The organism is Haloglomus halophilum (assembly GCF_024298885.1).
GTDB lineage: Archaea > Halobacteriota > Halobacteria > Halobacteriales > Haloarculaceae > Haloglomus > Haloglomus halophilum.
The window spans coordinates 3,342,222-3,363,780 of the sequence record NZ_CP101166.1; the positions used below are offsets into that span (position 1 = coordinate 3,342,222).

Consider the following 21,559-nt stretch of genomic DNA (forward strand, 5'->3'; position numbering starts at 1 on the left):
TCAGTCGGCTGTCGCGGGCTGCCCGCCCGTGGGGGTGCTCTCGATGGCCTCACGAACCCACTCGACGGCGTCCTGGCTCCGCCGGCGCTTCGCTATCTGGCCGCGGCCGGTCGGCAACTCGTTGCGCGCGACGGTGAAGAACTCGTCCCAGTCGAGGTCCTCCTCGTACACCTCGTAGTGGTCCTCGGATTCGTGGTACTCGACGCGCGGGTACTCGGGAATCTCGAGGCCGTACTTCTCGGCCTTCGGGAGGTAGGCGTTGAGGAAGGCGTTGCGGAGTGCGTCGTTGCTCATCGTCTTCAGCCCGACCGTCTGCGAGAAGTCGTCGTGCGTCGACTGGTCGTCCGTCGGCCCGAAGAACTGCAGGATGCGGGGCCACCACTTCTCGAAGGCCTCCTGCAGTTTCTCCTGGTCGCGTCGGGTCCCGTTGGCCAGCTCCCGGAGGATGTCCTCGCCGTGCTTGATGTGGAACCCCTCCTCGAAGCAGATCTTGTCGATGGCGTGGGCGTACGGCTCCCAGGAGGTCCGCTTGAGCGACGCCTGCCGGCGCATCGCTGCGCCGTCGACGAAGAACATTATCATCGGCAGCTCGTACCAGTTGTCCAGCGGGTAGTGGAAGCAGTTGAGGAACTTCCCCTTCCCGTTCGCGAGTTCATCGAGCATCTCCTCGCGGGTCTTCACGCCGAGGTTCTCGGCCGCGCGGTAGAGCAACTGGCCGTGGCCGATCTCGTCCTGTACCTGCGCGCTGACCGCCAGCTTCCGGTCCAGGCTGGGCGCCTGCCGGATGAACGGGCGCTCGATGTACGCGCCCATGATCTCGCTGTTGGCGTGGAACTGGATCATCCGCGTCGCCGCCTCGCGGTACTCCAGTGGCATCTCGTCCGTGGGCCCGAACTGCCGGGGGCCCGCCCGCTCTTCAACCGTGGGCAGGTCCATACCGGCATCTATTTATGCTGGAAACGAACCGGTTGGCCCGTCCATGGGGCGGTTTTAAATGTCTACGCCACGTTACCGTGCCGCATGCGCCCGGAGTGTCTCGTCGTCGAGTTCCGGGTCACCGGCGACGACTGCCCGCTCGCGGAGGCCTCCCGAGCGGCGGACGCGACGGTCGACGCCGCGCCGCCGCTCGCCCGGAGGGACGGGAACAGCCTCCTCCGTGCGAGTACGCCGAGCGAGGCCGTCGGCGACCTGCTCGACGAGGACGACCGGGTGCGCTACCTCCACGGGTCGCAGGTCGACGGCCGCTGGAACTACCGCTGCCTCTCGAAGGACCCCTGTGTCGTTCACGACCTGGTCGACGTGGGGTTCCTGGTCGAGTCCGTCCACCACCACGAGGGTATCGAGCGCCACGTCGGCGCCGTGGTGGGATACGACGTGCTCGATAGCGTTCTCGAGGCGGCCGGCGACCGCGTCGGCGTCTCGCTCGAACGCGTCACGACGCTGGGAGAGGAGGGGGACGTCCCCATCGCGCAACGGTGGGACCTCACGCCCGCTCAGGAGGAGGCCGTTCGCGCCGCGCTGGCCGCGGGCTACTTCACCGTGCCACGGAGCGCGACAGCGGCCGAGGTGGCCGAAACGCTGGACATCTCGAAGTCGGCGTTCCTGGAGCGTCTCCGGCGTGGACAGGGGTCGCTGTTCGCGCAACTGTTCGGCGAGTGACGCCGGGCGACACCCGAATCTGTGGGCCGACGACCACGTTCGCCGATAGTTTCAATGTCGCAGTCGGTGATACTCGGCCTATGCGAGGCCAGGGTGGTGGTGAACGGGCGGTGTCACCGGTCATCGGCGTGATACTGATGGTGGCGATAACGGTCATCCTGGCTGCACTGGTCGGCACCCTCGTCCTCGGCCTCGGCGACAAGACCGGGCAGTCGGGGCCGACGATATCGGTCTCGGCGGAGCCGCTGGAGGCTGGGGGGAGTCCGGGCCAGGTGGTGCGGTTCGTCCACGAGACCGGTGACCCGGTCGATGTCTCGGAGCTGGAGTTCGTGGTCACGCTGGAGGCGACCGGTGCCAGCACTCGACTCGTCGACCTGCCCGTCTCGTCGAACACCATCGGCCCGTCGAACGTCGAGGGTGACGACCTCCTTTCGAAGCAGTCCGGCGACACGACGGGCGCCATCTCGTCTAAATCCCCCGACACGGACGGTACGTGGAGCAGTGGGGGGTTCGTCAGGTTCCGCATCAAGGAGACCGACGACGGCTACGTGATGAGCCCCGGGGACGAGGTGACCGTCCGCATCGTCCACACCGGTTCGGGACAGGTCCTCGTCGAGCGGACGCTGGCCGCGACCTGACACCCGACGCCACGGACGGCCCCGGTGGACCGTCGATGGGCCCGGTCTACGACTCCCGCCGCTTGAACAGGAACTTCATGTCCCCCTCGAACACCGACTCGTCGTCCTGATTGGTCATCGACGTGTCGATGACGACCAGCCCAACGTCGTCTCGCGAATCCAGTTCCCGCTTCGTCGTACACTCGAAGGTGGCGCTCACGGTGTCGCCGATGTAGACGGGGTTCGGGATGTCCATGTAGTTCATCCCGATGAACGCCTCGACCGTTCGCTCGACGAACCCACAGCGCTGGACGAAGCCGGTGGCGAGGATGAACGTCATCGGTCCCTGGGCGATGCGCTCGCCGTAGGTCCCGTCCTGCGAGTACTCCTTGTTGGTGTGGAGTTCGGTCCAGTCGCCGGTGAACATGGAGTGGAAGACGAAGTCCGTCTCCGTCACCGTGCGGCCGGCGCTCTCGAACGTCTTGCCCTCCGCCATGTCCTCGAAGTGGTGCGGCTCGTAACTGTACGGCATACGCTACCGTGTCACAGTTCCGAGTGAAATATTTGCCGGCGAGTTCTCGGTCGTGTCCTCGTCGGACAGAGCGTTATATGCCTGGCAGCCGAAGGCGCGGTATGCAGCGTACCGAGGGTGGGAGCTGGTGACTGGCGAGACGCGTGAGGTGCCGGATGCCGGGGAGATTCTGGACCGGATGTCGGATGCCTTCCTGGCGCTCGACGAGGACTGGCGGTTCAGCTACCTGAACGAGCGGGCGCGGGACCTGATCTGCGAGGCAGCCGGCATCGAGGCGACGGTGGCGGAGCTCCGGGGTCGCCACATCTGGAACGTGGTCCCGGCCGCCGAGGACACCATCTTCGCCGAGCAGTACGTGCGGGCCGCCGAGACCGGCGAGTCGGTGAGTTTCAAGGCCGAGTACGGGCCCATCGACACCTGGTTCGAGGTCCGCGTATATCCCTCCGAGAGCGGCCTCTCCGTCTACCTCCGCGACATCTCCGACCGAAAGCGTCGCGAGGAACGCCGCGAGCGCGACCGGCAGGCCCTCCAGTCGCTGTATCGCATCGCGGCCGACGCCGAGCGCTCGTTCGACGAGAAGGTCGACGATGTCCTCGAACTGGGCTGTGACTACCTCGATGTCCCGTTCGGGATGGTCAACGAGCTGACCGACGAGGGCCAGACCGTCGCCTACGCGCACGGGACGCCGGCGGGGCTGCGTCCGGGCGAGAGCATGCCCAGAGACGAGGCGTACTGCAAGGAGACCGTGGAGACCGACGACCTGCTGGCGATCGTCGACGCCGTCGAGGAGGGCTGGGGTGACGACCCCGCGTACGCGAAGCACGGACTCGGCTGCTACATCGGCGGCCGGATCGAAGTCGACGACGATGTCGACCGCACCCTCTGCTTCGCCGGCCCGTCCCCTCGCGAGTCATCGTTCACGCCGACCGAGGAGACCGTGATGGAACTGCTGACCCAGTGGCTCACCTACGAGTTCAGCCGGCGGACCGACCGCCGTGAACTCGAACGGAAGAACGAGCGGCTGGAGAACTTCGCCTCCGTCGTCTCGCACGACCTTCGGAACCCGCTCGCCATCGCGAAGGGCCGCCTGGGCTTCCTCGACGAGGACGCACCCACCGAGCACGTTTCTGTCGTCGCCGATGCCCTCGACCGCATGGAGTCGCTCATCGACGACCTCTCGACGCTCGCGCGGCAGGGTGAGATCATCGACGAGCGGCGGGCAGTCGACCTGTCGACGGTCGTCTCCGACGCCTGGGGCGCGGTCCCGACGCCGGAGGCGACCCTGGACCGTCAGGGCGACCTGACGCTCCACGCCGACGAGAGTCGGCTCCGGCAGGCGCTCGAGAACCTGTTCACCAACGCGGTGGAACACGGGGGCGACGACGTCCGCGTCACCGTCGCCGTCACGGACGGAGGCTTCTACGTCGCCGACGACGGACCGGGTATCCCGCCCGAGCAGCGTGAGAACGTGTTCCGGATGGGGTACACCACCGACGACGACGGCTCCGGCATCGGGATGGCCATCGTCCGGGAGGTGGTCGAGGCCCACGGCTGGTCCATCGCCGTCGGCGAGAGCGCGTCCGGCGGCGCCCGCTTCGACGTGACCGGCGTCGAACCCCTGGAATAGTCCGCCTTCGGTCGACCGCTCGCCGCCGACAGAACCACGTCCCGTGCGCCCTTGCGTCCGGATATGTGCGGCCGCACCTCGCTGTTCCCCTCGCTCGAGGAACTCGAAGCTCGGCTCGACGCTACTACCCACGCCGACCCGGACGCGTACGAACCTCGGTACAACGTCGCCCCGCAGGACGACATCGAGGTCGTCACGGGCGCCGACCCGGACACCATCGAGCGCCACCACTGGGGGCTCCTGCCGGAGTGGGCCGACGGCCCCGGCGACGGGTTCATGAACGCCCGCGCCGAGACCGTCGCGGAGAAACCGGCTTTCAGCGAGTCGTGGACCGAGCGCCCCTGCCTCGTCCCGTCCTCGGGCTTCTACGAGTGGAAGGAGGCCGGCCACGGGACGGAACCGTGCCGCGTCCACCGCCCGGACGACCTGCTGCTGCTGGGCGGTGTCTGGCGCGAGTGGCAGGGCGAGAACCGAACCCTCCGGAGTGTCACGGTCCTCACGACCGAGCCGAACGACCTGATGCGCGACCTCCACGACCGGATGCCGGTCGTCCTGCGTCCGGGCGAGGAGACGACGTGGCTCCACGGCGACCCCGCGGAACGAGCCGACCTCTGCCGACCGTATCCCGACGACGACCTGGAGGCCTACCGCATCGGGACGGCCGTCAACGACCCGTCGAACGATTATCGCAGTATCATCGAGCGCGACGACACCGAGCAGTCGGGGCTCAGAGAGTTCGTCTGAGCGGCGGGCCGACCGGTCACGGTATGGGGCCGTCGCAGCGGGTCGCGGCCGCTCAGGGCTGCTGGATGTCGAACCCCGTGGTGAACGAGAGCTCGGTCGACGGGCCGCCGAACTCCGTGCTGTGGCCCACCGACGCCGCGACCTCGTAGCGCCCCGGCCGCGGGGCCGTCAGGTCGGGATAGTGGTCCGTCGTCGAGGGGAGCACCTCGTATCGCCGGGCCACGCGCTCGCAGGGGGGGGATGCGCGTGACCTTCCCGATGTCGCAGCGGAGCCACCCCTCGTCGGTCCGGCTGAAACAGCCCTCCGCCTCGTAGTCCGCCCAGAGGAGGAACCGACCGCGCCCGGGCGTGGCCTCGGCGTGGAGCATCCCGAACGGCGGCACCGTCCCGGAGAACACCTCGCGGGGTTCGGACGCACGATTCCGCAGGCCGAACGCTATCTCGCCGGGGTCGTCCGGCGCGACGTACGGGTCCGTCACGCGGACCTCCGGGACGACCGCCGGCGGGCGGTCCGGGTGGAGTCGATACAGCTGGAGGCCGACGTGGGTGTAGGTCCCGCTACTGGCGCCGGTGAAGAAGTCCACCCGCTCGACGGTCTCCGCGAGGCCGGCCGGCAGCTCGTCGGCGCGCCAGCTCTCCTCCTGGATGGCCGTCGTGACGGCCGCCCGAACGTCCGGGGAGTCGAGTTCCTCGACGGCCATCACCACCGGGTCGGGGCCGGGCTCCGCCGCCTCGCGCTCGACAGCCTCGGCCGAGTAGAACGCCGACGGCTCCAGGACGTAGCGGTTGTCGGGGCCGTCGGCGGTGTACTCCACGGCGAGGTCGGCGATGCGGAACTCCGCGTCGGCCGGCGGCGCGGCCGCTGTGGCGGTCGCCGTCGGGGTGGAGCAGTTCTGGAGGGTCGATGCGTCCGTCGGGGCGCCGGGCGTCCGGTCACCGTCGCGGTCGGCCCTGTATCCCGAGGTACAGCCCGCGGCGACGGCGCCGAGTCCGGCGAGGAGGGCACGGCGGCGCATGGCCGACGATTCACGAGTCACGGTAAGTGTCTTCGGTCAGCCGTTCGAGATGGCCCCCCGATGCCGAACGATCTGATGGGCTCCATCCGGGATAAATGTATTGTGTCGGATATTACTCTCGAAGTCCTTTATTCTACTTCATAACCGTACTGTTCGCGTGCAGCCCCCACCGACAGTTTCTCCAGCCGCAGGTCACGCTCGATAGCGGAGCGCGAGCGGTCGGCGGGGTCGCCGTACCCGCCGCCGCCGGGCGACCGGATGCTCACCACGTCGCCGGGGTCGAGGTCGAGCGTCGTCTTCGGCGGCAGTCGGGTCGGTTCGTCCGCGCCGGCGGGCGTGTGGAACGCCGCGCCGGACGTTCCCGACTCACCGCCGGCCAGGCCGTACGGTCGGTGTCGATGCCGGTCCGCCAGCAGGGAGAACGCCGTCGGACCGGTCCGACGGGACTCGCCCTCCGGGCTCACGGCCGCCTCTCCCCGGACCTCGATATCGCGCCGGAGCCCCAGGCCGCCCCGGTACTCGCCCGCGCCCCCGGAGTCCGGTCGGAGCGCGTATCGACGCACACGGAGCGGATACGCCGTTTCGAGCACCTCGACCGGCGTGTTGAGCGTGTTGGACATGTGGACGTGGACGCCGTCCATCCCGTCGCCGCCCGCGTGGCCCCCGGCGCCGCCGCCCCCCGTCTCGTAGAACGCCCACGGCCGCCCCTCGCGGCCCTCACGGGGGTCGGTCCCGCCGAAGGTGACGTTGTTCATGGTCCCCTGCCCGGCCGCAGCGGCCCGCTCGGGCGCACACTCCGCGAGTGCGCCCAGGACCACGTCGGTCACGCGCTGGGAGGTCTCCAGGTTGCCACCGACCACGGCCGCCGGCGGGTCGGGGTTCACGACGGTCCCCTCCGGCGCGTGAATCTCCACCGGTCGGTAGGCCCCCGCGTTCGGGGGCACGTCCGGGTCCGTCACGCACCGAACCGCGTAGTACGTTGCCGAGGCTGTCACGGCGAACACGGCGTTGACCGGGCCGCGGGTCTGCAGTGCCGTGCCCGCGAAATCGACCGTCACCGTGTCACCAGCGACCGTCACGGTGGCCGCGATGCGCACGTCCTCGGTCCCGCAACCGTCGTCGTCCAGCGCGTCGGCGAACGCGTACTCCCCGTCGGGCAGGTCAGCGATCTCGGCGCGCGTCCGGCGCTCGGCGTAGTTCTGGATGGCCGCGGTGATGGCGGGCAGGTCCGCCCCGTAGCGCTCGTGCAGCTCGCGATAGCGCTCGGCGCCGGTCTCGTTGGCCGCGACCTGCGCGCGGAGGTCGCCCCGGCGCTCGTCCGGGGTCCGGACGTTCGCGAGGATGGTGTCGTAGATGGCCTCGTTGGCCGCCCCCGCCTCGTACAGTTTGACCGGCGGGATGCGGAGTCCCTCCTGGAAGATGTCGGTCGAATCCGCCGCCACGCCGCCCGCCCGCGAGCCCCCCACGTCGGCGTGGTGTGCGCGGTTGGCGACGAACGCGAGCGGGTCGTCGTCCGCGTCCGCGTCGTCCGCGAAGACCGGCGTGACGAGCGTGAAATCCGGGAGGTGGGCGCCGCCGCGGAACGGGTCGTTGAGCAGCACCGCGTCGCCCGGTTCGAGGGCCGCTGCCGGGAACGCGTCGAGCGCCGCCGCGACGGAGAACGGCATCGCGCCGAGGTGGACCGGGATGTTCTCGGCCTGTGCCACGAGCGCGCCCTCGGCGTCGAACAGGGCACACGAGCAGTCGCGGCGCTCGGTCACGTTCGGCGAGTAGGCCGTCCGGACGAGTGTCGCGTTCATCTCCTCGGCGACGGCGGCACACGCGTTGCGCGCCACCTCCAGCGTCACCGGGTCCACGTCCACGCCCGCGCCCGCTCCGGGGTCGGAACCGTGCTCAGACATCGGCATCCACCTCCACGACGAGACTCCCGTCGTCCGCGACACGGACACGGTCGGGCGGCCGCACCACGAGCGTCGATTCCGCGCCCTCGACGACGGCCGGCCCCTCGACGCGCCCGCCGGTGGGGAGGCGCGAGCGGTCGTACACCCGGACCTCCAGCGTCCGCCCGTCGAAGGTGACGGGCCGCTCCTCGCGGACGGCGTCGGCGACGGCGCCCTCGGTCCGCGGCGGGTCGAGTTCGGGCGGGTCGACCACACCGCGCGCCCGGAGGCGGACCGTCACCAGCTCCAGTGGCTCGTCGGGCGACGCGTGGCCGTAGCGCTGGCGGTGGGCCTCGTGGAACCGCTCGGCGACCGCGTCCAGCGCGTCGCCGTCGAGGTCGGCCGGCGCGTCGACCGTGAGGTCGTACGTCTGCCCCCGGTAGCGCAGGTCGAAGGCCCGTTCCATCCGCCGGCGGTCGGCGGGGACGTCCGCGAGGCGCTCACGTCCCCGTGATTCCAGGTCCGCGAACAGCGCCTCGAGGTCGGCGGCGTCGACCTCGCGCCACGCGCGGACCCGCGAGACGGACTCGTCGTACGTGCGGTCCGAGACCAGCAGGCCGAGTGCCGAGAGCACGCCCGCCGCTCGCGGCACGACGACCTCCGGCACCGAGAGCTCCGACGCGACGGCGCTGGCGATGAGCGGCCCGGCCCCGCCGAACGCGACCAGCGCGAGGTCGCGCGGGTCGTACCCCCGCTCGACGGAGACAACCCGGAGCGCCCGCGCCGTGTCCGCCTCGGCGACCGACAGGATGCCGGCGGCCGCCTCGCGAACGTCCGCGTCGAGTGGTTCCCCGACCGCGCGCTCGATGGCCTGCCGGGTCGCGTCCCCCGCGCCGCCGATATCGCCGAGGAACGCACTCGGGGCGATACGCCCGAGCGCGAACGCGGCGTCCGTGACCGTCGGCTCGTCGCCGCCACGTCCGTAACAGACGGGTCCGGGTTCGGCACCGGCCGACGCGGGGCCCACCCGGAGCGCCCCGCCCTCGTCGACCCGGGCGATGGACCCGCCGCCGGAGCCGACCGTGTGGACATCGACCATCGGCGTCGCTACGGGGTACTCCCCGACCGTCACGTCCGTCGAGACGAGCGGCTCGCCGTCCCGGACGAGCGAAACGTCACAGGAGGTGCCACCCATGTCCATCGTCAGGACATCGTCGTGGCCGTGGCGCGCGGCGACGTGGGCCGCGCCGCGGACGCCGGCCGCCGGCCCGGAGAGGAGCGTCCGGACGGGCGTCTCGCGGGCGGTATCGGCGTCCATGAGCCCGCCGTTCGAGGCCATCACCCGGAGGTCGGCGCCGACGCCGGCCTCGCGGGCCCGGCCATCGAGCCGGCCGAGATATCGGTCCAGCACGGGCCGGAGCGTGGCGTTGAGTGCCGTCGCCAGCGTCCGCTCGTACTCCCGGATCTCGGGCAGCACCTCGCTCGATAGCGAGATAGCGCCCTCGTACCCGCCGTCACGAAGCGCCCGCCGGACCCGCCGTTCGTGGCTGTCGTCCTCGAAGGCGAACAGGAGCGCGACCGCGACGCTCTCGGCGTCGATGTCGGTGGGGAGGTCACGGACCGTCTCCTCGTCGAGCGGGGCCAGTTCCGTCCCCCGCTCGTCGAGGCGCCCGGGAACCTCGTAGCGCCGGTCCCGGGGCACCACCGGGTCGGGCTTCTCGCCGTGCAGGTCGTACAGGTCGGGCCGGTCCTGGCGGCCGATCTCCAGCACGTCCCGGAACCCCTCGGTCGTCAGGAGCGCCGTGTCGGCCCAGTCGCGTTCGAGGACCGCGTTCGTGGCGACGGTCGTCCCGTGTGCGAGCGCATCCACGGCCTGGAGCGGGAGCCCCTCGTCGGCCGCTTCGGACAGGCCCTCGACGACACCCTGCTCCGGCGCGTCCGGGGTCGAGGCGACCTTGTGAACCCGAACCCGCCCGTCCGTGACCGCCACGACATCGGTGAAGGTGCCCCCCACGTCGATGCCGACGCGGGTGGCGGTGTCGCTGTCGCCCATACGGCGGCCACGCCAGGAGTCATGGTAAAACCGGCGTCAGTCCGGGTTCGAGCCGGGTGCGAGCTGGGTCGGGGCCGCACCCTCATCGCCCACCGTCCACTGCCGGCGGATTCATCCCCACACGCTTAGGACGGGGGGCGCCGTTCGGCTCCCCATGCGCGATGCCTACGTCGTCGGGGCCGGCCAGTCCGACTTCGGCGCCTTCCCCGACGAGTCGTACCGGTCGCTGTTCGCTACCGCCTTCGAACACGCCCTCGACGGGACCGCCGTCGAACCGAACGATGTCGACGAGGCCGTCGTCGGCACGCTCGGGGTCGGTGGGCGCCAGCTCGGCCTGCCGGGGCCGGCCGTCACCGAACACGTCGGTCTCCACGGCGTCCCGACGACGCGGGTCGAGAACGCCTGTGCGGCCTCGGGCTACGCCGTCCGGCAGGGTGTGCAGGCGATTCGGTCGGGGATGGCCGACCTCGTTCTCGCGGGCGGCGTCGAGGTGATGACGGACGTCTCCTCGGACGCCGTCCGCTACTGGCTCGGGGTCAGCGGCGAGACCGAGTGGGAGCGCCTGTCGGGCACCACGTTCGCGGGCGTCTACGCCCAGATGGCCTCGGCGCATATGCGCGAGTACGGGACCACCGTCGACCAGCTCTCGCACGTCGCCGTCAAGAACCACGCGAACGGCGCGAAGAACCCGCACGCACAGCTCGGCTTCGAGTGCTCGCTGGAGGACGCCTCCTCCGCGCCGACGGTGGCCGACCCGCTGACGCTGTACCACTGCTGTCCCACGACGGACGGCGCGGCCGCGGTGCTGCTCGCCAGCGAGGACGCCGTCGACCGGTTCACCGACGCGCGCGTCCGGGTGGCGGGCGTCGGCGCGGGCTCGGACCGCGTCGGCCTCTTCCAGCGCGACACGTACTCGGGCGTCCCCGCCTCGCGCCGTGCGGCCGAGACGGCCTACGAGCGGGCCGCTGCCGGGCCGGACGACCTCGACTTCGCGGAGGTCCACGACTGCTTCGCCATCGCGGAGCTGATGGCGTACGAGGATATCGGCCTCTGCGAACCCGGGGAGGCCGGCCCGTACATCGCGAGCGGCGCCACCCGTCCGGACGGCGAGACGCCCGTGAACACCTCGGGCGGCCTGAAGTCGAAGGGCCACCCCATCGGCGCGACCGGTGCCGGGCAGGTCGTCGAGGCGTTCGACCAGCTCACGGGCGGCGCCGGGGACCGACAGCTCGACGCGCCCGAGGTGGGGCTCACCCACAACGTCGGCGGCTCCGGCGGCGCGGCCGTGGTCCACCTGTTCGAGCGCGAGCACGACTGGGACGACGTGGAAGACGGGGAGGTGATCGCATGAGCGACCTCGCTATCACGGGTGTCGGCGCGTACGCGCCGCGGCTCCGTATCGAAGCCGACGCGTTCGCCGAAGCGTGGGGGCAGTTCGAGGCGTCCGGCGTCGAGCGGAAGGCCGTCCCGGAGGCCGACGAGGACGCGCTCACGATGGCTGCTGCGGCCGCCGACCGTGCGCTGGATGCGGCCGGCGTCGATGGGGCGGAGCTGTCGGGACTGTCGCTCGCCACCACGACCCCACCGCTCGCTGAGGAGGAACTGATCGTCCGGCTGGGGTCGATGCTCGGCGCACCCGAGACGGCGACCCACCACCAGTTCACGGCGAGTACCCGCGCCGGGGCCCGGGCACTGGCTGCGGCGTTCGACGCCGAGCGAGCGCCCGTGCTCGTCGTCGCAGCGGACTGCCCGCGGGCGGACCCGCCCGACGAACGCGAGCACGCCGCGGGTGCGGGCGCCGCCGCGTTCGTGCTGGCGCCCGACGACGGCGCGCGCGTGGTCGCACACGGCGAGTCCGTCACGCCGCGTCCGGGCGAGCGCTTCCGCGAGTCCGGGGGCGACCGCGTGCAGGGTCTCGGCGTGACCAGTTACGACCGCGCCGCGTTCCACGACGCGCTCGCCGGCGCGGCCGCCGATGCCGGCCTCGACGACCCCGACGTGTCGGCCGCCGCGGTGCAGGCGCCCGACGGGAAGCGGCCGTACCGCGCGACGGGGCCCCTGGGCGTCGACAGCGAGGCCATCCAGGCCTGCGCGACGGTCCACGACCTCGGCGACACCGGGGCCGCGAGCGTCCCGCTGTCCCTGGCACGGGCGCTGGCGGACGGCCACGACCGGGTCCTCGCGGCCGCGTACGGGAGCGGCGCCGGCGCGGACGTGTTCCTCCTGAAGACCGACGACCCGGTGCCGGCGTCCTTCGCTCTCGACGGCGAGGTCGACATCTCCTACGCCGAGTATCTCCGCCGCCGTGGAGACCTCGACGGGCAGGAACCGGCTGGCGGCGGTGCCTACGTCTCCGTGCCGACCTGGGAGCGCTCCATCGCCCAGCGACATCGGCTCGTCGCCGGCCGCTGTCGTGATTGCGGCGCACTCGCCTTCCCGCCGGAAGGGGCCTGTACTGACTGCGGCGCCCTGGTCGAGTACGAGTCCGTCACGCTCCCCGGGCAGGGAACCGTCGAGGCGGTCACGCGTATCGGTCGCGGCGGCGCACCCCCGGAGTTCGCAACCCAGCAGGTCCGGAGTGGCGCCTTCGGGGTCGCTATCGTCTCGTTCGACGGCCCCGACGGCGGGACCGTCAGCGCCCCCGCACAGGTGACCGACCACGACACCGAGGTGGACGACGACCTCTCCGTCGGCGACCGGGTGGCGGCCGTCGTTCGCCGGGTCTACACGCAGGAGGGCGTCACCCGATACGGCTTCAAGGTGCGACCGGCGGGGGACTGAAGCCGCGGGCACCGCGGCGGCACGAGGACTTATCCTCGCGGCGGCGGGACCGGACCACGTGCGAGCGTACCCATCGGTCCCGTCACTCGCGAACGCGGCTCCGGACCACCTGCAGGGCCACGTCTGGGTCCACGAGTGGCTCGACGGGGTCGCGATTCGGTTCAGCGTCGCGTCCGCCGGCTACCTCCAGTTCGGTGGGCCGGAGCGTGTCTTCGACGAGGTACCGCCCGAACTCGGGTACGCCGGCCGGTTCGTGGAGCGGGCGTTCGACCTCGGTGGGTTCCTCGACACGGTCGACGAGCCGGCACGCTACACGTTCGCCGGGGTGGCGACTCATCATCGGAGCATCGACTACGACTGGGACCGCCTCCCACCGGTGCTGGGAACGGCCATCTGGGACGACGCCGAGGACCGCTGGCTCCCGCCGGACCGCGTCCAGCAGGTCTTCGACCGGCTCGGGCCGCCACTGGTCACCGTCGTCGAGCGCGAACGGTCCGTCGACCAGCGCCCGCTCGCCCGATACGACCTGCCCGCGTCGGCGTGGGACGACGGTCCCGCGGCGGGCGTGACGTTCGTCGACAAGCGCGGTCATCGAGCGCGGTCGGTGGACCCGGACCTGCCGGACGAGCCGCCGACGGTCCACGTCGATACCGGCGATGCGTCGGTCCTCGCCGACCGGTTCGTCACGGACGACCTGATGACGACACGGGCGGCAGCGCTCCGTGACGGGGACGAGCCGGGCGCGTTCGACCCGCTGTTCGAGGCTGTCCTCGACCACGTCACTCGGGCGAACCACGGGGCGCTGTTCCGGGGGGTCACCGACACGGGCGGGGTCGACCTCGACTGGGGGCGGTTCCGAGGGGGTGTCGCCGAGCAGGTGCGCCGCTGGCTGGGGATGACGGACTGACGGTTGCACCGGGATGACTGACAGGCGACGCCTCTGTTCCCGCGGCCACGGTGTCGGCGTCGCGCCGCTCGTGTCACCGTGCCCTCGCTCGTCAGGTCACGGCGCGGCTGGTGCGGACTGGTATTTGAAATCCAGGCTCCGAGGGCCGACCACGCTCCGAACTACTCGCCGCCCGTCCGCAGGAACTGGAACACGTACGTCTGCGCGTACCCGGCGTACTCCCCGCCGAAGCGCTCCCGGATGGCCCGCGAGGTGTCGGCGTAGTTGCCCTTCTCGCACTCGGGGTAGTACTCCTCGATGGCCGTGCGGATCCACGTGTCCAGCGGAACGGCCTGGAGAAAGTCCAGCGAGAAGAGGAGGACACAGTCCGCGACCTTGTCCCCGACGCCGACGAACTGGGTGAGGTAGTCGCGGGCGGCCTCGTACTCCAGCTCCCGGGCGTCGTCGGGGTGGGCCTCCCCCTCGGCGACCATCTCGGCCGTCCGCTGGACGTACGGCGCGCGGTAGCCCAGCGACAGGTCCCGGAGGTCGGCCTCCGTGGCGGCCGCGAGCTGGCCGGGTGTCGGGAAGGCGTGGTAGGTGTCGCCGTCGAACTCGACGGGGTCGCCGTACGCCCTCGCGAGGCGGCCCTGCATCCCGTGGATGCGCGAGACCCGCATCTGCGCCGAGCAGATGAACGATATCAGGCACGCGAACGACGGGTCCTCGACGAGGCGCATCCCCCCGTACCGCTCGTAGGCCCGGCGGAGGAGCGGGAGTTCCGGCGTGGCGTCGACGATCGCGTCGAGGTCGTCGTCCAGGCGGAGGAGCCGCGTCAGATGCTCGGGCGCGTGCGGGGTCGAGGCCTCCCACTCCAGTGCCTCCTCGCCGAGCCGGCACCGGAGGACCTCGGGTTCGTTCGTCTCCGTCTCGGTCGCCGGCAGGACGGTGTGGTACCAGGCGTCCCCGCCCCAGGCGACATCGTCGGTGAACATCCCGCCGTCGGGGCGGTCCCAGACGTAGGTCTGCCCGCTCTCGAGTGTCGACTGGAGGTCGAACCCCCCGGCGAACTCGGTGACGGGAACGCGGCCGGCGTGCATACCTCGGCTCGGTTCGGGACCGGCATCCGGCTTGTGTTTCCGGCCCGGGCAAACTTCTTGATGCCAGCGTGCGAACCGTTGACTGGGTATGGATTGTCGCGTTGTCGTGGAGGCGGCGGTACCCGTCTACGATGTGGGGAGTGCCGACGAGGCAGTGCGGATCGCCATCTCGAAGACGGGAGAGATGCTCAACCCGGACCTCAACTACGTCGAGATCGACATGGGCGACCGGTCGTGCCCACACTGCGGCGACCACCTCGAACCCGCGTTCATCGCCGCCGACGAGGGGCTGGTGGCGCTGGAACTGGAGATGACGGTGTTCAACGTCGAACGGGACGAACACGCCGCCCGCATCGCCCGGAAGGAGATCGGCCAGCGACTGGAGAACATCCCGCTGGAGGTGCTGGAGGTCGAGACCGTCGAGGCAGACGAGAACGACGCCCAGGATGGCGAGACGAGCGAGACGAGCGAGGAGAGCGCTGCTGATGCGGGAGGCGACGGATCGGCTATCGAGGACGAACTCGACCTCGATGTCGGACTGGACGACGACGATGACGACGATATCCTTCCGGAGTTCGAGGAACTGGTCGAGGAGTGAGCCTGTGGCGGAACTCGCGCGCGCACCGTGCAGCGCTGCCGCTGGTGGGTGTGATGGATAGGATAACGCGCGGTCGCGTTCAGTCGGCGGCGGCGGAGACCGGCTCCGCGACCTCCTCGGTCATTTCCTCGGTGATACCATCGGCAAGAGCGAAGACGGCGGCCTTGTGGTCGGTCTTCGACTTGTGGATGGATGTCGGGCGCACACCGAGATTCTCGTAGTCGGTGGCTGCGACATCGTCACCTGTGCGCTGTTCGTAGTGGTTGCGTACCTCCGCAAGCAGGCCGTGGAGATGGATGAGTTCCTGCTTCTTCATACTCACCCGCGCTTTACCACTGGATGGTTATAGTATTATCCTGAGTGACGTTAACATGGAGTGTCGTTTCGGGGTCGCTACTCCCCGGCAACGGCCGAATCGCCGTGACAACCACCCACGTGCTTGGTGGCAACTACTGCCGGTGGTCGGCCCCCGTCGGGGACATCGGTCGGCGGGGTGGGCCGGCGCGCGCCGGGCCGACAGCCAACGTGAAAGCTTTGAGGACCCGCCAAATAGCCCGGCACATGAGCTACGATGACCACCTCGACCGCGCGCTGGAGGAGACGCCCGACATCGAGGGGAGCGGCGACCGGTTCCAGGTGCCCGAGGTCGAGGTCCGTCAGGAGGGGAACGTCACGGTGTTCGAGAACTTCCAGGGGACCATCGACCAGCTCGGTCGCGAGGCGGACCACGTCATGAAGTTCGTCCAGAACGAGCTGGGGACCAGCGCCTCCATCGACGAGCGGGGACGGCTCCGGCTCACCGGCGACTTCCGACAGGCCCGCGTCCAGGACGCCATCGAGGAGTACGCCGAGGCGTACGTCCGCTGTCCGGAGTGTGGCCTCCCTGACACCAACATCGTCCGCGAGGGCGGCGCCGAGCTGCTCCAGTGTGACGCCTGCGGGGCCCGGTCGGCGACCGGCAGCTGACGAACCGGTATCTCGGCGGATAGATCGATAATGGACCGGTTTCGGATATTATCCTCGGAGTAACACGGGAGTATCTGGACCAGGGGGCGGAACTGGTTCGTATCCTCGCGATTTCGGGGCTCTCCTCGCGTCAGAACTGCTTCATCGTCTTCAGGTCGTGTTCGGTGCGCGCGAACTCGGAGAGACGCCGGGTCGCGTGACAGGCCGGACAGTGGAACGTGGTCGAGACCTCGGGCAGGTCGGAGGGAGTGGACTCCCAGTTCTTGCCACATTCCGGACAGAGCAATCGTGCGTACGTCTCTTCCATACCGTCGCCGAACGAGCAGGGGACGCAAAAACGTTGTCACCGGTACGGTTCGCTGTCACTGGTCGGTCTCGACAACTACCGAACAGAAATCGTTGCCGCGGGGGTTCGCCCGCGGCCCGCACCCATCAGGGAATCAGGCTGTGATGACCTCGGCGGCCTCGAGCAGCTCCTTGTACCGGTTCCGGATGGTGACCTCGGAGATGCTGGCGACCTCGCTGACCTCGCTCTGCGTGACCTTCTCGTTGCAGAGCAGGGCCGCGGCGTACACCGCGGCGGCGGCGAGGCCGACGGGCGACTTGCCCGAGAGGAGGCCGGCCTCGCGGCCGTCCTCGACGAGGTCGCGGGCGCGGCGCTCGACCTCGTCGCTGAGTTCGAGGTCGGAGGCGAACCGGGGGATGTAGCTCTCCGGGTCCGCCGGGGCGATCTCCAGGTTCAGCTCCCGGACGATGTACCGGTAGGTGCGAGTGAGCTCCATGCGGTCGACTCGCGAGACCACGCTGATCTCGTCGAGCGAGCGCGGGACGCCGGCCTGTCGCGCCGCCGCGTAGACGGACGCGGTGGCGACGCCCTCGATGGAGCGGCCGGGGAGCAGGTTCTCCGCGAGCGCGCGCCGGTAGATGACCGACGCGGTCTCGCGGACGTTCTCGGGGAGGCCCAGTGCGCTGGACATCCGGTCGATCTCGCCGAGGGCCTGCTTGAGGTTGCGCTCCTTGGAGTCGCGGGTCCGGAAGCGCTCGTTCCAGGTGCGGAGCCGCTGCATCTTCTGCCGCTGGCGGCTGGACAGGGAGTTACCGTAGGCGTCCTTGTCCTGCCAGCCGATGTTGGTCGAGAGCCCCTTGTCGTGCATCATCTTGGTCGTCGGGGCGCCGACGCGGCTCTTGTTGTCGCGCTCGGCCGAGTCGAACGCGCGCCACTCGGGCCCGCGGTCGATGCTGTCCTCCTCGACCACGAGGCCACAGTCGCTGCAGACGACCTCCCCGTGCTCCGTGTCGGTCTCGAGCCGGCCGCTGCACTCGGGGCACGTGGTCGCCTCCTCGCTCTCCTGTGTCCGCTCGGCCTCGCTGGTGGTCTCCTGTGTTCGGAGTGTCGTGGTATCGCTCATGATGGGTGCGAGAGACGCCCCTGCCGGGCCGGGAAAGCCAAAGAATTCCGGCGGGACGACTCCTTACCCACAGTAAGGTCGAAAGCTACTTAAACCTTTCGCCGTCGTGAGGGTCGTTAACACGATTGTGGCCGCCCGTAACGCCCGAATTCGTACATTCTCCATCAGGACGGTGCATCCGCTCCGAGAAGTGGTAGTATAAAAGAATGTCGGAGTTCAGTACTTGAATCTACCGGATGGAACCGGTAGCTCAGCTGCGTCGGGCGAGCAGTGCCGCGCCCAGCAGGGCCAGGACCGCGATGACCGCGCCGAAGCCGGGCTGACCGTCGGACTCGGTGGAGTCGGGGGTGCCGTCACCGCCGTCACCACCCATCCCGGTGTCGGTCGCGCCGTCGGCCAGCGTGACCTGCGCGTCCGCGAGGACGATGTCGCCCCCGGCGGTCACGTAGGGCGCGTCGGCGCCGCCCTCACTGGAGACGAAGTCGTACTGCTGGTTGTCGTTGGTGTCGCGGTGCGGCATCGCGACGAACGTCCCCGACTCCTCGACGGGGTCGTCCAGCGAGACCTCGACGTCCTCGTTCGTGCCGGCTTCGAGGTAGTCCGAGCTGCCCCGGACGCTGTCGAAGGTGGCACCGTCGAGCAGGGTCGCGTCGTGGATGGTCACGAAGCCGCCCTGCGACATCGAGACCGAAGCGACCGTCAGCGAGTCGCCCGCGGTCTCCTGGGCCTCGAAGGTGACCGAGGCCGAGCGCACCGTCAGGCTGGCCGGGGCGACGACTGCCTCGCCGCCGCTCGTGTACGGCCCGTCCGCACTGCCCTCGGAGGAGACGAAGTCGTACGCCTCGTTGTCGTTGGAGTCCTTGTGCGGCATCGCGATGATGGTGCCGGACTCCGTGTACGGGTCGTCCAGTGAGACGCTGATGTTCTCGTGGGAGCCGGCCTCCAGGTAGTCGGAGGTGCCCCGCACGGAGTCGAAGACGTCGCCGTCGAGGAGGGTCCCGTCGTGGATCGTGACGAAGCCACCCTGCGAGAGGGTCGCGCTCGCCACGTTCACGGAGTCGGCCTGCCCGTTGGCGGTCTGGTTGTTCAGCGTGACCGTCGCCGTGCCGCCGCCCATCCCCATGTCGGAGACGTTGACCGTGGCGGGCGCCACGACGATATCCTTCGCCACGTAGGGTCCGTCGGCGGTGCCCTCACTGGTGACGAAGTCGTACTGCTGGTTGTCGTTCGTGTCGTAGTGCGGCATCGCGATGAGCGTGGTCGACTCCTCGAGACTGTCGAGGGAGACGCTCACGTTCTCGTGCGTGCCGGGCCCGAGGTACTCGGACGTGCCACGCACGCTGTCGAAGACCGCTCCCTCGAGGAGGCTCGCGTCGTGGATGGTGACGAAGCCGCCGTCGTGGAGCGTCGCGGACTGCACCGTGACGTTCGTGTCGGACGTGGTCTGTGACTCGAAGGTGACCTGCGCGTTGACGGTCGCCTTCGCCGTGTCGATGACGAGGTTGCCACCGTTCGTGGTGACGGGGCCGTCCTCGCTACCCTCGGTGGTGACGAAGTCGTACGACTCGTCGCCGTCCGTCTCACGGTGAGCCATCGGGATGACCGTGCCGGACTCCTGCAGCGGGTCGTCCAGCGTGATAGTGACGTTGTCGTAGTAGCCGGCCTCGAGGAACTCGGAGGAGCCCCGGACGCTGCCGGTCACGGCGCCCGCGTTGAGCGAGGCGTCGTGGATCGTCACGTAGCCGTCCTCGGAGAGGTCGACGTGGTCGACGACGACCGTGGTCCCGTCGGACGGCTGGGCGGCGATGTGGAAGTTGGCCGCGATGTCCAGCGTCGCCTGGTCGATGACGGCGCCGTTGTCGTCCGTGTACGGGCCGTCGTTGTTGCCCTCGCTACGGACGAAGTCGTAGCGCTGGTTGTCGTTCGTGTCCTTGTGCGCCATCGGGACGACGGTCGCGTTGTCGTCCGTGAACGGCTCGTCCAGCACGATGTGGACGTTCTCGTGGTAGCCCGGACCCAGGTAGTGCGAGGTACCACGGACGCTGCCGAAGGCGTCGTCAGAGACGTTCGCGTCGTGTGCGGTGACGAAGCCGCCCTCGGGGAGGAAGACGGAATCGACCGTCACGAGGTGCCCGCCACTGACCTCGTCGGCCATCGTGACGTTCGCCGTGTCCGTCAGCTCCGCGCTCGCGGAGTCGAGGACGATGTTCCCGTCCGTGTCCGTGTAGGGACCGTCGTCCTCGCCGTTGCTCGTGACGAAGTCGTACGACCCGTCGTCGTCCGTGTCACGGTGGGGCATCGGGATGACCGTGTCGTCGTTCTCCAGCGGCTCGTCGAGCGTGACGCGAACGTCCTCGTGGACGCCGGCGCCCAGCTTCGGGCTCACGCCACGGACGCTCTCGAAGGTCGCCCCGTCGAGGAGCGAGGAGTCGTGGATGGCGAGGAAGCCGCCGTTGGCCAGCTCCGTCCGGTCGACGAACACGTGTTCGCCGTCGGTCGGCTGGTCGGAGATCGAGACCGTCGCGGAGGCGGTGACCGTCCCCACGTCGACGACGATCTCACCGTCGGCCGTGTACGGGCCGTCGACCTCGGCGTTCCCCGAGACGAACTCGTAGATACGGTCGCCGTCGGTGTCCTTGTGCGGCATCGCGACGAGCGTCGTGGTGTTCTCGATGGGGTCGTCCAGCCGAACGGTGACGTTCGTGTGGTTGCCCGGCGAGAGGTACTTCGAACTCCCGCGGACGCTGGAGAGGACCTTCGCGCCGCCCTCGTTGACCGAGGCGTCGTGGATGGTCACGAACCCGCCGTCCGGGACGTAGACCTGCTGGACCGTGACGGTGGTGCCGCCACTGGTCTGGTTGTCCAGTGTCGCGCTCGCGACGTGCGAGAGCGCGGCCGAATCAGTCGTGGTCGATACTGCCGATGAACTGCCCGAATCGGCGTCGGTCGCTGTCGCGCCGACCGCCCCGACACCCATCGTCATCCCGGAGAGGACGAGTGCCGCGGCGATCATCAGCACGGATATCCGTCGATGCATACACCTGTACGTCACGGAGCCACTGTAAAGCGATATTCCGACTTTCAGCCCCCCTCGGCCCACACTCTCACCCAATTTCGTGTCTGGTTGCCGGCGCCCCGACGAGGGTCGGGTCCGTCCCCACGCCACCCGGCGGTCCGGGGGTCAGACCGTGAACAGGTGCCCCTCGTCGGGTACGTCGAACAGCCCGATTCGGGCGCCCGCGTCGAGCCACGCGTGCCCGTAGGAGAAGGCCGCCAGCGCGTTCACGGGGTCGTCGTCCTCGCGGAAGTGGCGCCCGTCCTCCAGATACGAGCGGGCCATCTCCTCGTACTCCGCGGCGGCGTCGGCGAGCGGCGTCTCGGCCGGCGGGACGGCCTCGGCGGCGTCGAGGGCCTCGGCCAGCAGTCGCTCGTAGCGGTCGGTCTTCTCGGCGAGGTCGGCTGACATATCTCGAAGGGGACCGGCGAATCGCCTAAGCGTGTCGGCACGAGCGAGGAGCGGCCGTCCGACCCCGGCTCGTTGCTCCACTGGTCCGTTGCTTCACCGGCCGAACCCCCGAACTTATACGCCTGCGCTGCAGAGTTGCAGGTAACCGAGCATCGGTCGCCCCGGGAACGCGTACGGGGGGCGACCGGCAGCGTCGTCGGGACGGTCCGGGATGGCTCCAGTCGG

The 21,559-nt window shown here is 69.9% G+C and carries 20 protein-coding genes; 9 read left to right on the forward strand and 11 right to left on the reverse strand.

The genetic code is table 11. The annotated features are described in order from the left end of the window. On the reverse strand, positions 1–936 hold the full coding sequence (gene paaA, locus NL114_RS16230; RefSeq protein WP_254821960.1) for a 1,2-phenylacetyl-CoA epoxidase subunit PaaA: 936 nt from the start codon (positions 934–936) through the stop codon (positions 1–3). Positions 937–1,020: 84 nt separating this feature from the next. Between paaA and NL114_RS16235 the strand changes: the two genes are divergently transcribed. Both NL114_RS16235 and NL114_RS16240 read left to right on the forward strand, forming a co-directional pair. Beyond that, positions 1,021–1,659 carry a helix-turn-helix domain-containing protein gene (locus tag NL114_RS16235; protein ID WP_254821961.1) on the forward strand — a complete coding sequence of 213 codons (639 nt, stop codon included), beginning with the start codon at positions 1,021–1,023 and terminating at the stop codon, positions 1,657–1,659. Between the two features lie 80 nt (positions 1,660–1,739). Next, positions 1,740–2,297 carry a type IV pilin domain-containing protein gene (locus tag NL114_RS16240; protein WP_254821962.1) on the forward strand — a complete coding sequence of 186 codons (558 nt, stop codon included), beginning with the start codon at positions 1,740–1,742 and terminating at the stop codon, positions 2,295–2,297. 46 nt (positions 2,298–2,343) lie between these two features. On the opposite strand, the gene NL114_RS16245 is transcribed toward NL114_RS16240, so the two are convergent. Then, on the reverse strand, positions 2,344–2,808 hold the full coding sequence (locus tag NL114_RS16245; protein ID WP_254821963.1) for a MaoC/PaaZ C-terminal domain-containing protein: 465 nt from the start codon (positions 2,806–2,808) through the stop codon (positions 2,344–2,346). A gap of 127 nt (positions 2,809–2,935) precedes the next feature. On the opposite strand from NL114_RS16245, the gene NL114_RS16250 reads away from it, so the two are divergent. Next, positions 2,936–4,435, forward strand: coding sequence for a sensor histidine kinase (locus NL114_RS16250; RefSeq protein WP_254821964.1), 1,500 nt, complete (start codon positions 2,936–2,938; stop codon positions 4,433–4,435). A gap of 63 nt (positions 4,436–4,498) precedes the next feature. Continuing rightward, positions 4,499–5,179, forward strand: coding sequence for an SOS response-associated peptidase (locus NL114_RS16255; RefSeq protein ID WP_254821965.1), 681 nt, complete (start codon positions 4,499–4,501; stop codon positions 5,177–5,179). On the opposite strand, the gene NL114_RS16260 is transcribed toward NL114_RS16255, so the two are convergent. The 3 genes from NL114_RS16260 to NL114_RS16270 all read right to left on the reverse strand — a co-directional run bounded on the left by NL114_RS16260 (position 5,119) and on the right by NL114_RS16270 (position 10,128). Next, positions 5,119–6,195, reverse strand: a complete 1,077-nt coding sequence (locus NL114_RS16260) for a hypothetical protein (RefSeq protein ID WP_254821966.1) — start codon at positions 6,193–6,195, stop codon at positions 5,119–5,121. The genes NL114_RS16255 and NL114_RS16260 overlap by 61 nt on opposite strands. Before the next feature lie 128 nt (positions 6,196–6,323). Continuing rightward, the gene (locus NL114_RS16265) at positions 6,324–8,096 is read right to left on the reverse strand and encodes a hydantoinase B/oxoprolinase family protein (RefSeq protein ID WP_254821967.1); all 1,773 of its coding nucleotides are present in this window, start codon (positions 8,094–8,096) and stop codon (positions 6,324–6,326) included. Next, positions 8,089–10,128 (reverse strand): hydantoinase/oxoprolinase family protein, encoded by a 2,040-nt coding sequence (locus tag NL114_RS16270; RefSeq protein ID WP_254821968.1) that lies wholly within the window; start codon positions 10,126–10,128, stop codon positions 8,089–8,091. The genes NL114_RS16265 and NL114_RS16270 overlap by 8 nt, the downstream gene beginning before the upstream one ends. Positions 10,129–10,282: 154 nt before the next feature. Here NL114_RS16270 and NL114_RS16275 point away from each other — a divergent pair, with 154 nt between their 5' ends. The 3 genes from NL114_RS16275 to NL114_RS16285 are packed head-to-tail and all read left to right on the forward strand — an operon-like array spanning position 10,283 to position 13,816. After that, a complete protein-coding gene (locus NL114_RS16275) occupies positions 10,283–11,479 on the forward strand; it encodes a thiolase domain-containing protein (protein WP_254821969.1) in 1,197 nt (398 codons plus the stop codon). Further along, positions 11,476–12,909, forward strand: a complete 1,434-nt coding sequence (locus NL114_RS16280; RefSeq protein ID WP_254821970.1) for a zinc ribbon domain-containing protein — start codon at positions 11,476–11,478, stop codon at positions 12,907–12,909. Before NL114_RS16275 ends, NL114_RS16280 begins: the two co-directional genes overlap by 4 nt. Positions 12,910–12,967: 58 nt before the next feature. Next, on the forward strand, positions 12,968–13,816 hold the full coding sequence (locus NL114_RS16285) for a hypothetical protein (RefSeq protein ID WP_254821971.1): 849 nt from the start codon (positions 12,968–12,970) through the stop codon (positions 13,814–13,816). Between the two features lie 161 nt (positions 13,817–13,977). On the opposite strand, the gene NL114_RS16290 is transcribed toward NL114_RS16285, so the two are convergent. Continuing rightward, positions 13,978–14,895 carry a DNA-3-methyladenine glycosylase family protein gene (locus tag NL114_RS16290; protein WP_254821972.1) on the reverse strand — a complete coding sequence of 306 codons (918 nt, stop codon included), beginning with the start codon at positions 14,893–14,895 and terminating at the stop codon, positions 13,978–13,980. An 88-nt stretch (positions 14,896–14,983) separates the two neighbouring features. On the opposite strand from NL114_RS16290, the gene NL114_RS16295 reads away from it, so the two are divergent. Beyond that, positions 14,984–15,493, forward strand: a complete 510-nt coding sequence (locus NL114_RS16295; RefSeq protein WP_254821973.1) for a DUF555 domain-containing protein — start codon at positions 14,984–14,986, stop codon at positions 15,491–15,493. Between the two features lie 79 nt (positions 15,494–15,572). On the opposite strand, the gene NL114_RS16300 is transcribed toward NL114_RS16295, so the two are convergent. Further along, complete coding sequence (locus tag NL114_RS16300; protein WP_254821974.1) at positions 15,573–15,809, reverse strand: UPF0058 family protein; 237 nt, start codon at positions 15,807–15,809, stop codon at positions 15,573–15,575. Positions 15,810–16,054: 245 nt separating this feature from the next. On the opposite strand from NL114_RS16300, the gene NL114_RS16305 reads away from it, so the two are divergent. After that, the gene (locus NL114_RS16305; protein ID WP_254821975.1) at positions 16,055–16,459 is read left to right on the forward strand and encodes a translation initiation factor IF-2 subunit beta; all 405 of its coding nucleotides are present in this window, start codon (positions 16,055–16,057) and stop codon (positions 16,457–16,459) included. 130 nt (positions 16,460–16,589) lie between these two features. On the opposite strand, the gene NL114_RS16310 is transcribed toward NL114_RS16305, so the two are convergent. From NL114_RS16310 to NL114_RS16325, 4 genes are all read right to left on the reverse strand, one after another. Continuing rightward, a complete protein-coding gene (locus NL114_RS16310; RefSeq protein WP_254821976.1) occupies positions 16,590–16,766 on the reverse strand; it encodes a DUF7836 family putative zinc-binding protein in 177 nt (58 codons plus the stop codon). A 133-nt stretch (positions 16,767–16,899) separates the two neighbouring features. Continuing rightward, positions 16,900–17,868 carry a transcription initiation factor IIB gene (locus NL114_RS16315; RefSeq protein WP_254821977.1) on the reverse strand — a complete coding sequence of 323 codons (969 nt, stop codon included), beginning with the start codon at positions 17,866–17,868 and terminating at the stop codon, positions 16,900–16,902. Positions 17,869–18,118: 250 nt separating this feature from the next. Continuing rightward, complete coding sequence (locus NL114_RS16320) at positions 18,119–20,905, reverse strand: DUF7282 domain-containing protein (RefSeq protein ID WP_254821978.1); 2,787 nt, start codon at positions 20,903–20,905, stop codon at positions 18,119–18,121. Positions 20,906–21,049: 144 nt separating this feature from the next. Then, on the reverse strand, positions 21,050–21,334 hold the full coding sequence (locus NL114_RS16325; protein ID WP_254821979.1) for a DUF357 domain-containing protein: 285 nt from the start codon (positions 21,332–21,334) through the stop codon (positions 21,050–21,052). Between the last annotated feature and the right edge of the window lie 225 nt (positions 21,335–21,559).

Excerpts from the sequence above, each read along its gene's own strand:
- paaA (WP_254821960.1), bottom strand. The coding sequence starts at position 936 with ATGGACCTGCCCACGGTTGAAGAGCGGGCGGGCCCCCGGCAGTTCGGG.
- NL114_RS16235 (WP_254821961.1), top strand. The coding sequence starts at position 1,021 with ATGCGCCCGGAGTGTCTCGTCGTCGAGTTCCGGGTCACCGGCGACGAC.
- NL114_RS16240 (WP_254821962.1), top strand. The coding sequence starts at position 1,740 with ATGCGAGGCCAGGGTGGTGGTGAACGGGCGGTGTCACCGGTCATCGGC.
- NL114_RS16245 (WP_254821963.1), bottom strand. The coding sequence starts at position 2,808 with ATGCCGTACAGTTACGAGCCGCACCACTTCGAGGACATGGCGGAGGGC.
- NL114_RS16255 (WP_254821965.1), top strand. The coding sequence starts at position 4,499 with ATGTGCGGCCGCACCTCGCTGTTCCCCTCGCTCGAGGAACTCGAAGCT.
- NL114_RS16260 (WP_254821966.1), bottom strand. The coding sequence starts at position 6,195 with ATGCGCCGCCGTGCCCTCCTCGCCGGACTCGGCGCCGTCGCCGCGGGC.
- NL114_RS16265 (WP_254821967.1), bottom strand. The coding sequence starts at position 8,096 with ATGTCTGAGCACGGTTCCGACCCCGGAGCGGGCGCGGGCGTGGACGTG.
- NL114_RS16270 (WP_254821968.1), bottom strand. The coding sequence starts at position 10,128 with ATGGGCGACAGCGACACCGCCACCCGCGTCGGCATCGACGTGGGGGGC.
- NL114_RS16275 (WP_254821969.1), top strand. The coding sequence starts at position 10,283 with ATGCGCGATGCCTACGTCGTCGGGGCCGGCCAGTCCGACTTCGGCGCC.
- NL114_RS16280 (WP_254821970.1), top strand. The coding sequence starts at position 11,476 with ATGAGCGACCTCGCTATCACGGGTGTCGGCGCGTACGCGCCGCGGCTC.
- NL114_RS16290 (WP_254821972.1), bottom strand. The coding sequence starts at position 14,895 with ATGCACGCCGGCCGCGTTCCCGTCACCGAGTTCGCCGGGGGGTTCGAC.
- NL114_RS16295 (WP_254821973.1), top strand. The coding sequence starts at position 14,984 with ATGGATTGTCGCGTTGTCGTGGAGGCGGCGGTACCCGTCTACGATGTG.
- NL114_RS16300 (WP_254821974.1), bottom strand. The coding sequence starts at position 15,809 with ATGAAGAAGCAGGAACTCATCCATCTCCACGGCCTGCTTGCGGAGGTA.
- NL114_RS16305 (WP_254821975.1), top strand. The coding sequence starts at position 16,055 with ATGAGCTACGATGACCACCTCGACCGCGCGCTGGAGGAGACGCCCGAC.
- NL114_RS16310 (WP_254821976.1), bottom strand. The coding sequence starts at position 16,766 with ATGGAAGAGACGTACGCACGATTGCTCTGTCCGGAATGTGGCAAGAAC.
- NL114_RS16315 (WP_254821977.1), bottom strand. The coding sequence starts at position 17,868 with ATGAGCGATACCACGACACTCCGAACACAGGAGACCACCAGCGAGGCC.
- NL114_RS16320 (WP_254821978.1), bottom strand. The coding sequence starts at position 20,905 with ATGCATCGACGGATATCCGTGCTGATGATCGCCGCGGCACTCGTCCTC.
- NL114_RS16325 (WP_254821979.1), bottom strand. The coding sequence starts at position 21,334 with ATGTCAGCCGACCTCGCCGAGAAGACCGACCGCTACGAGCGACTGCTG.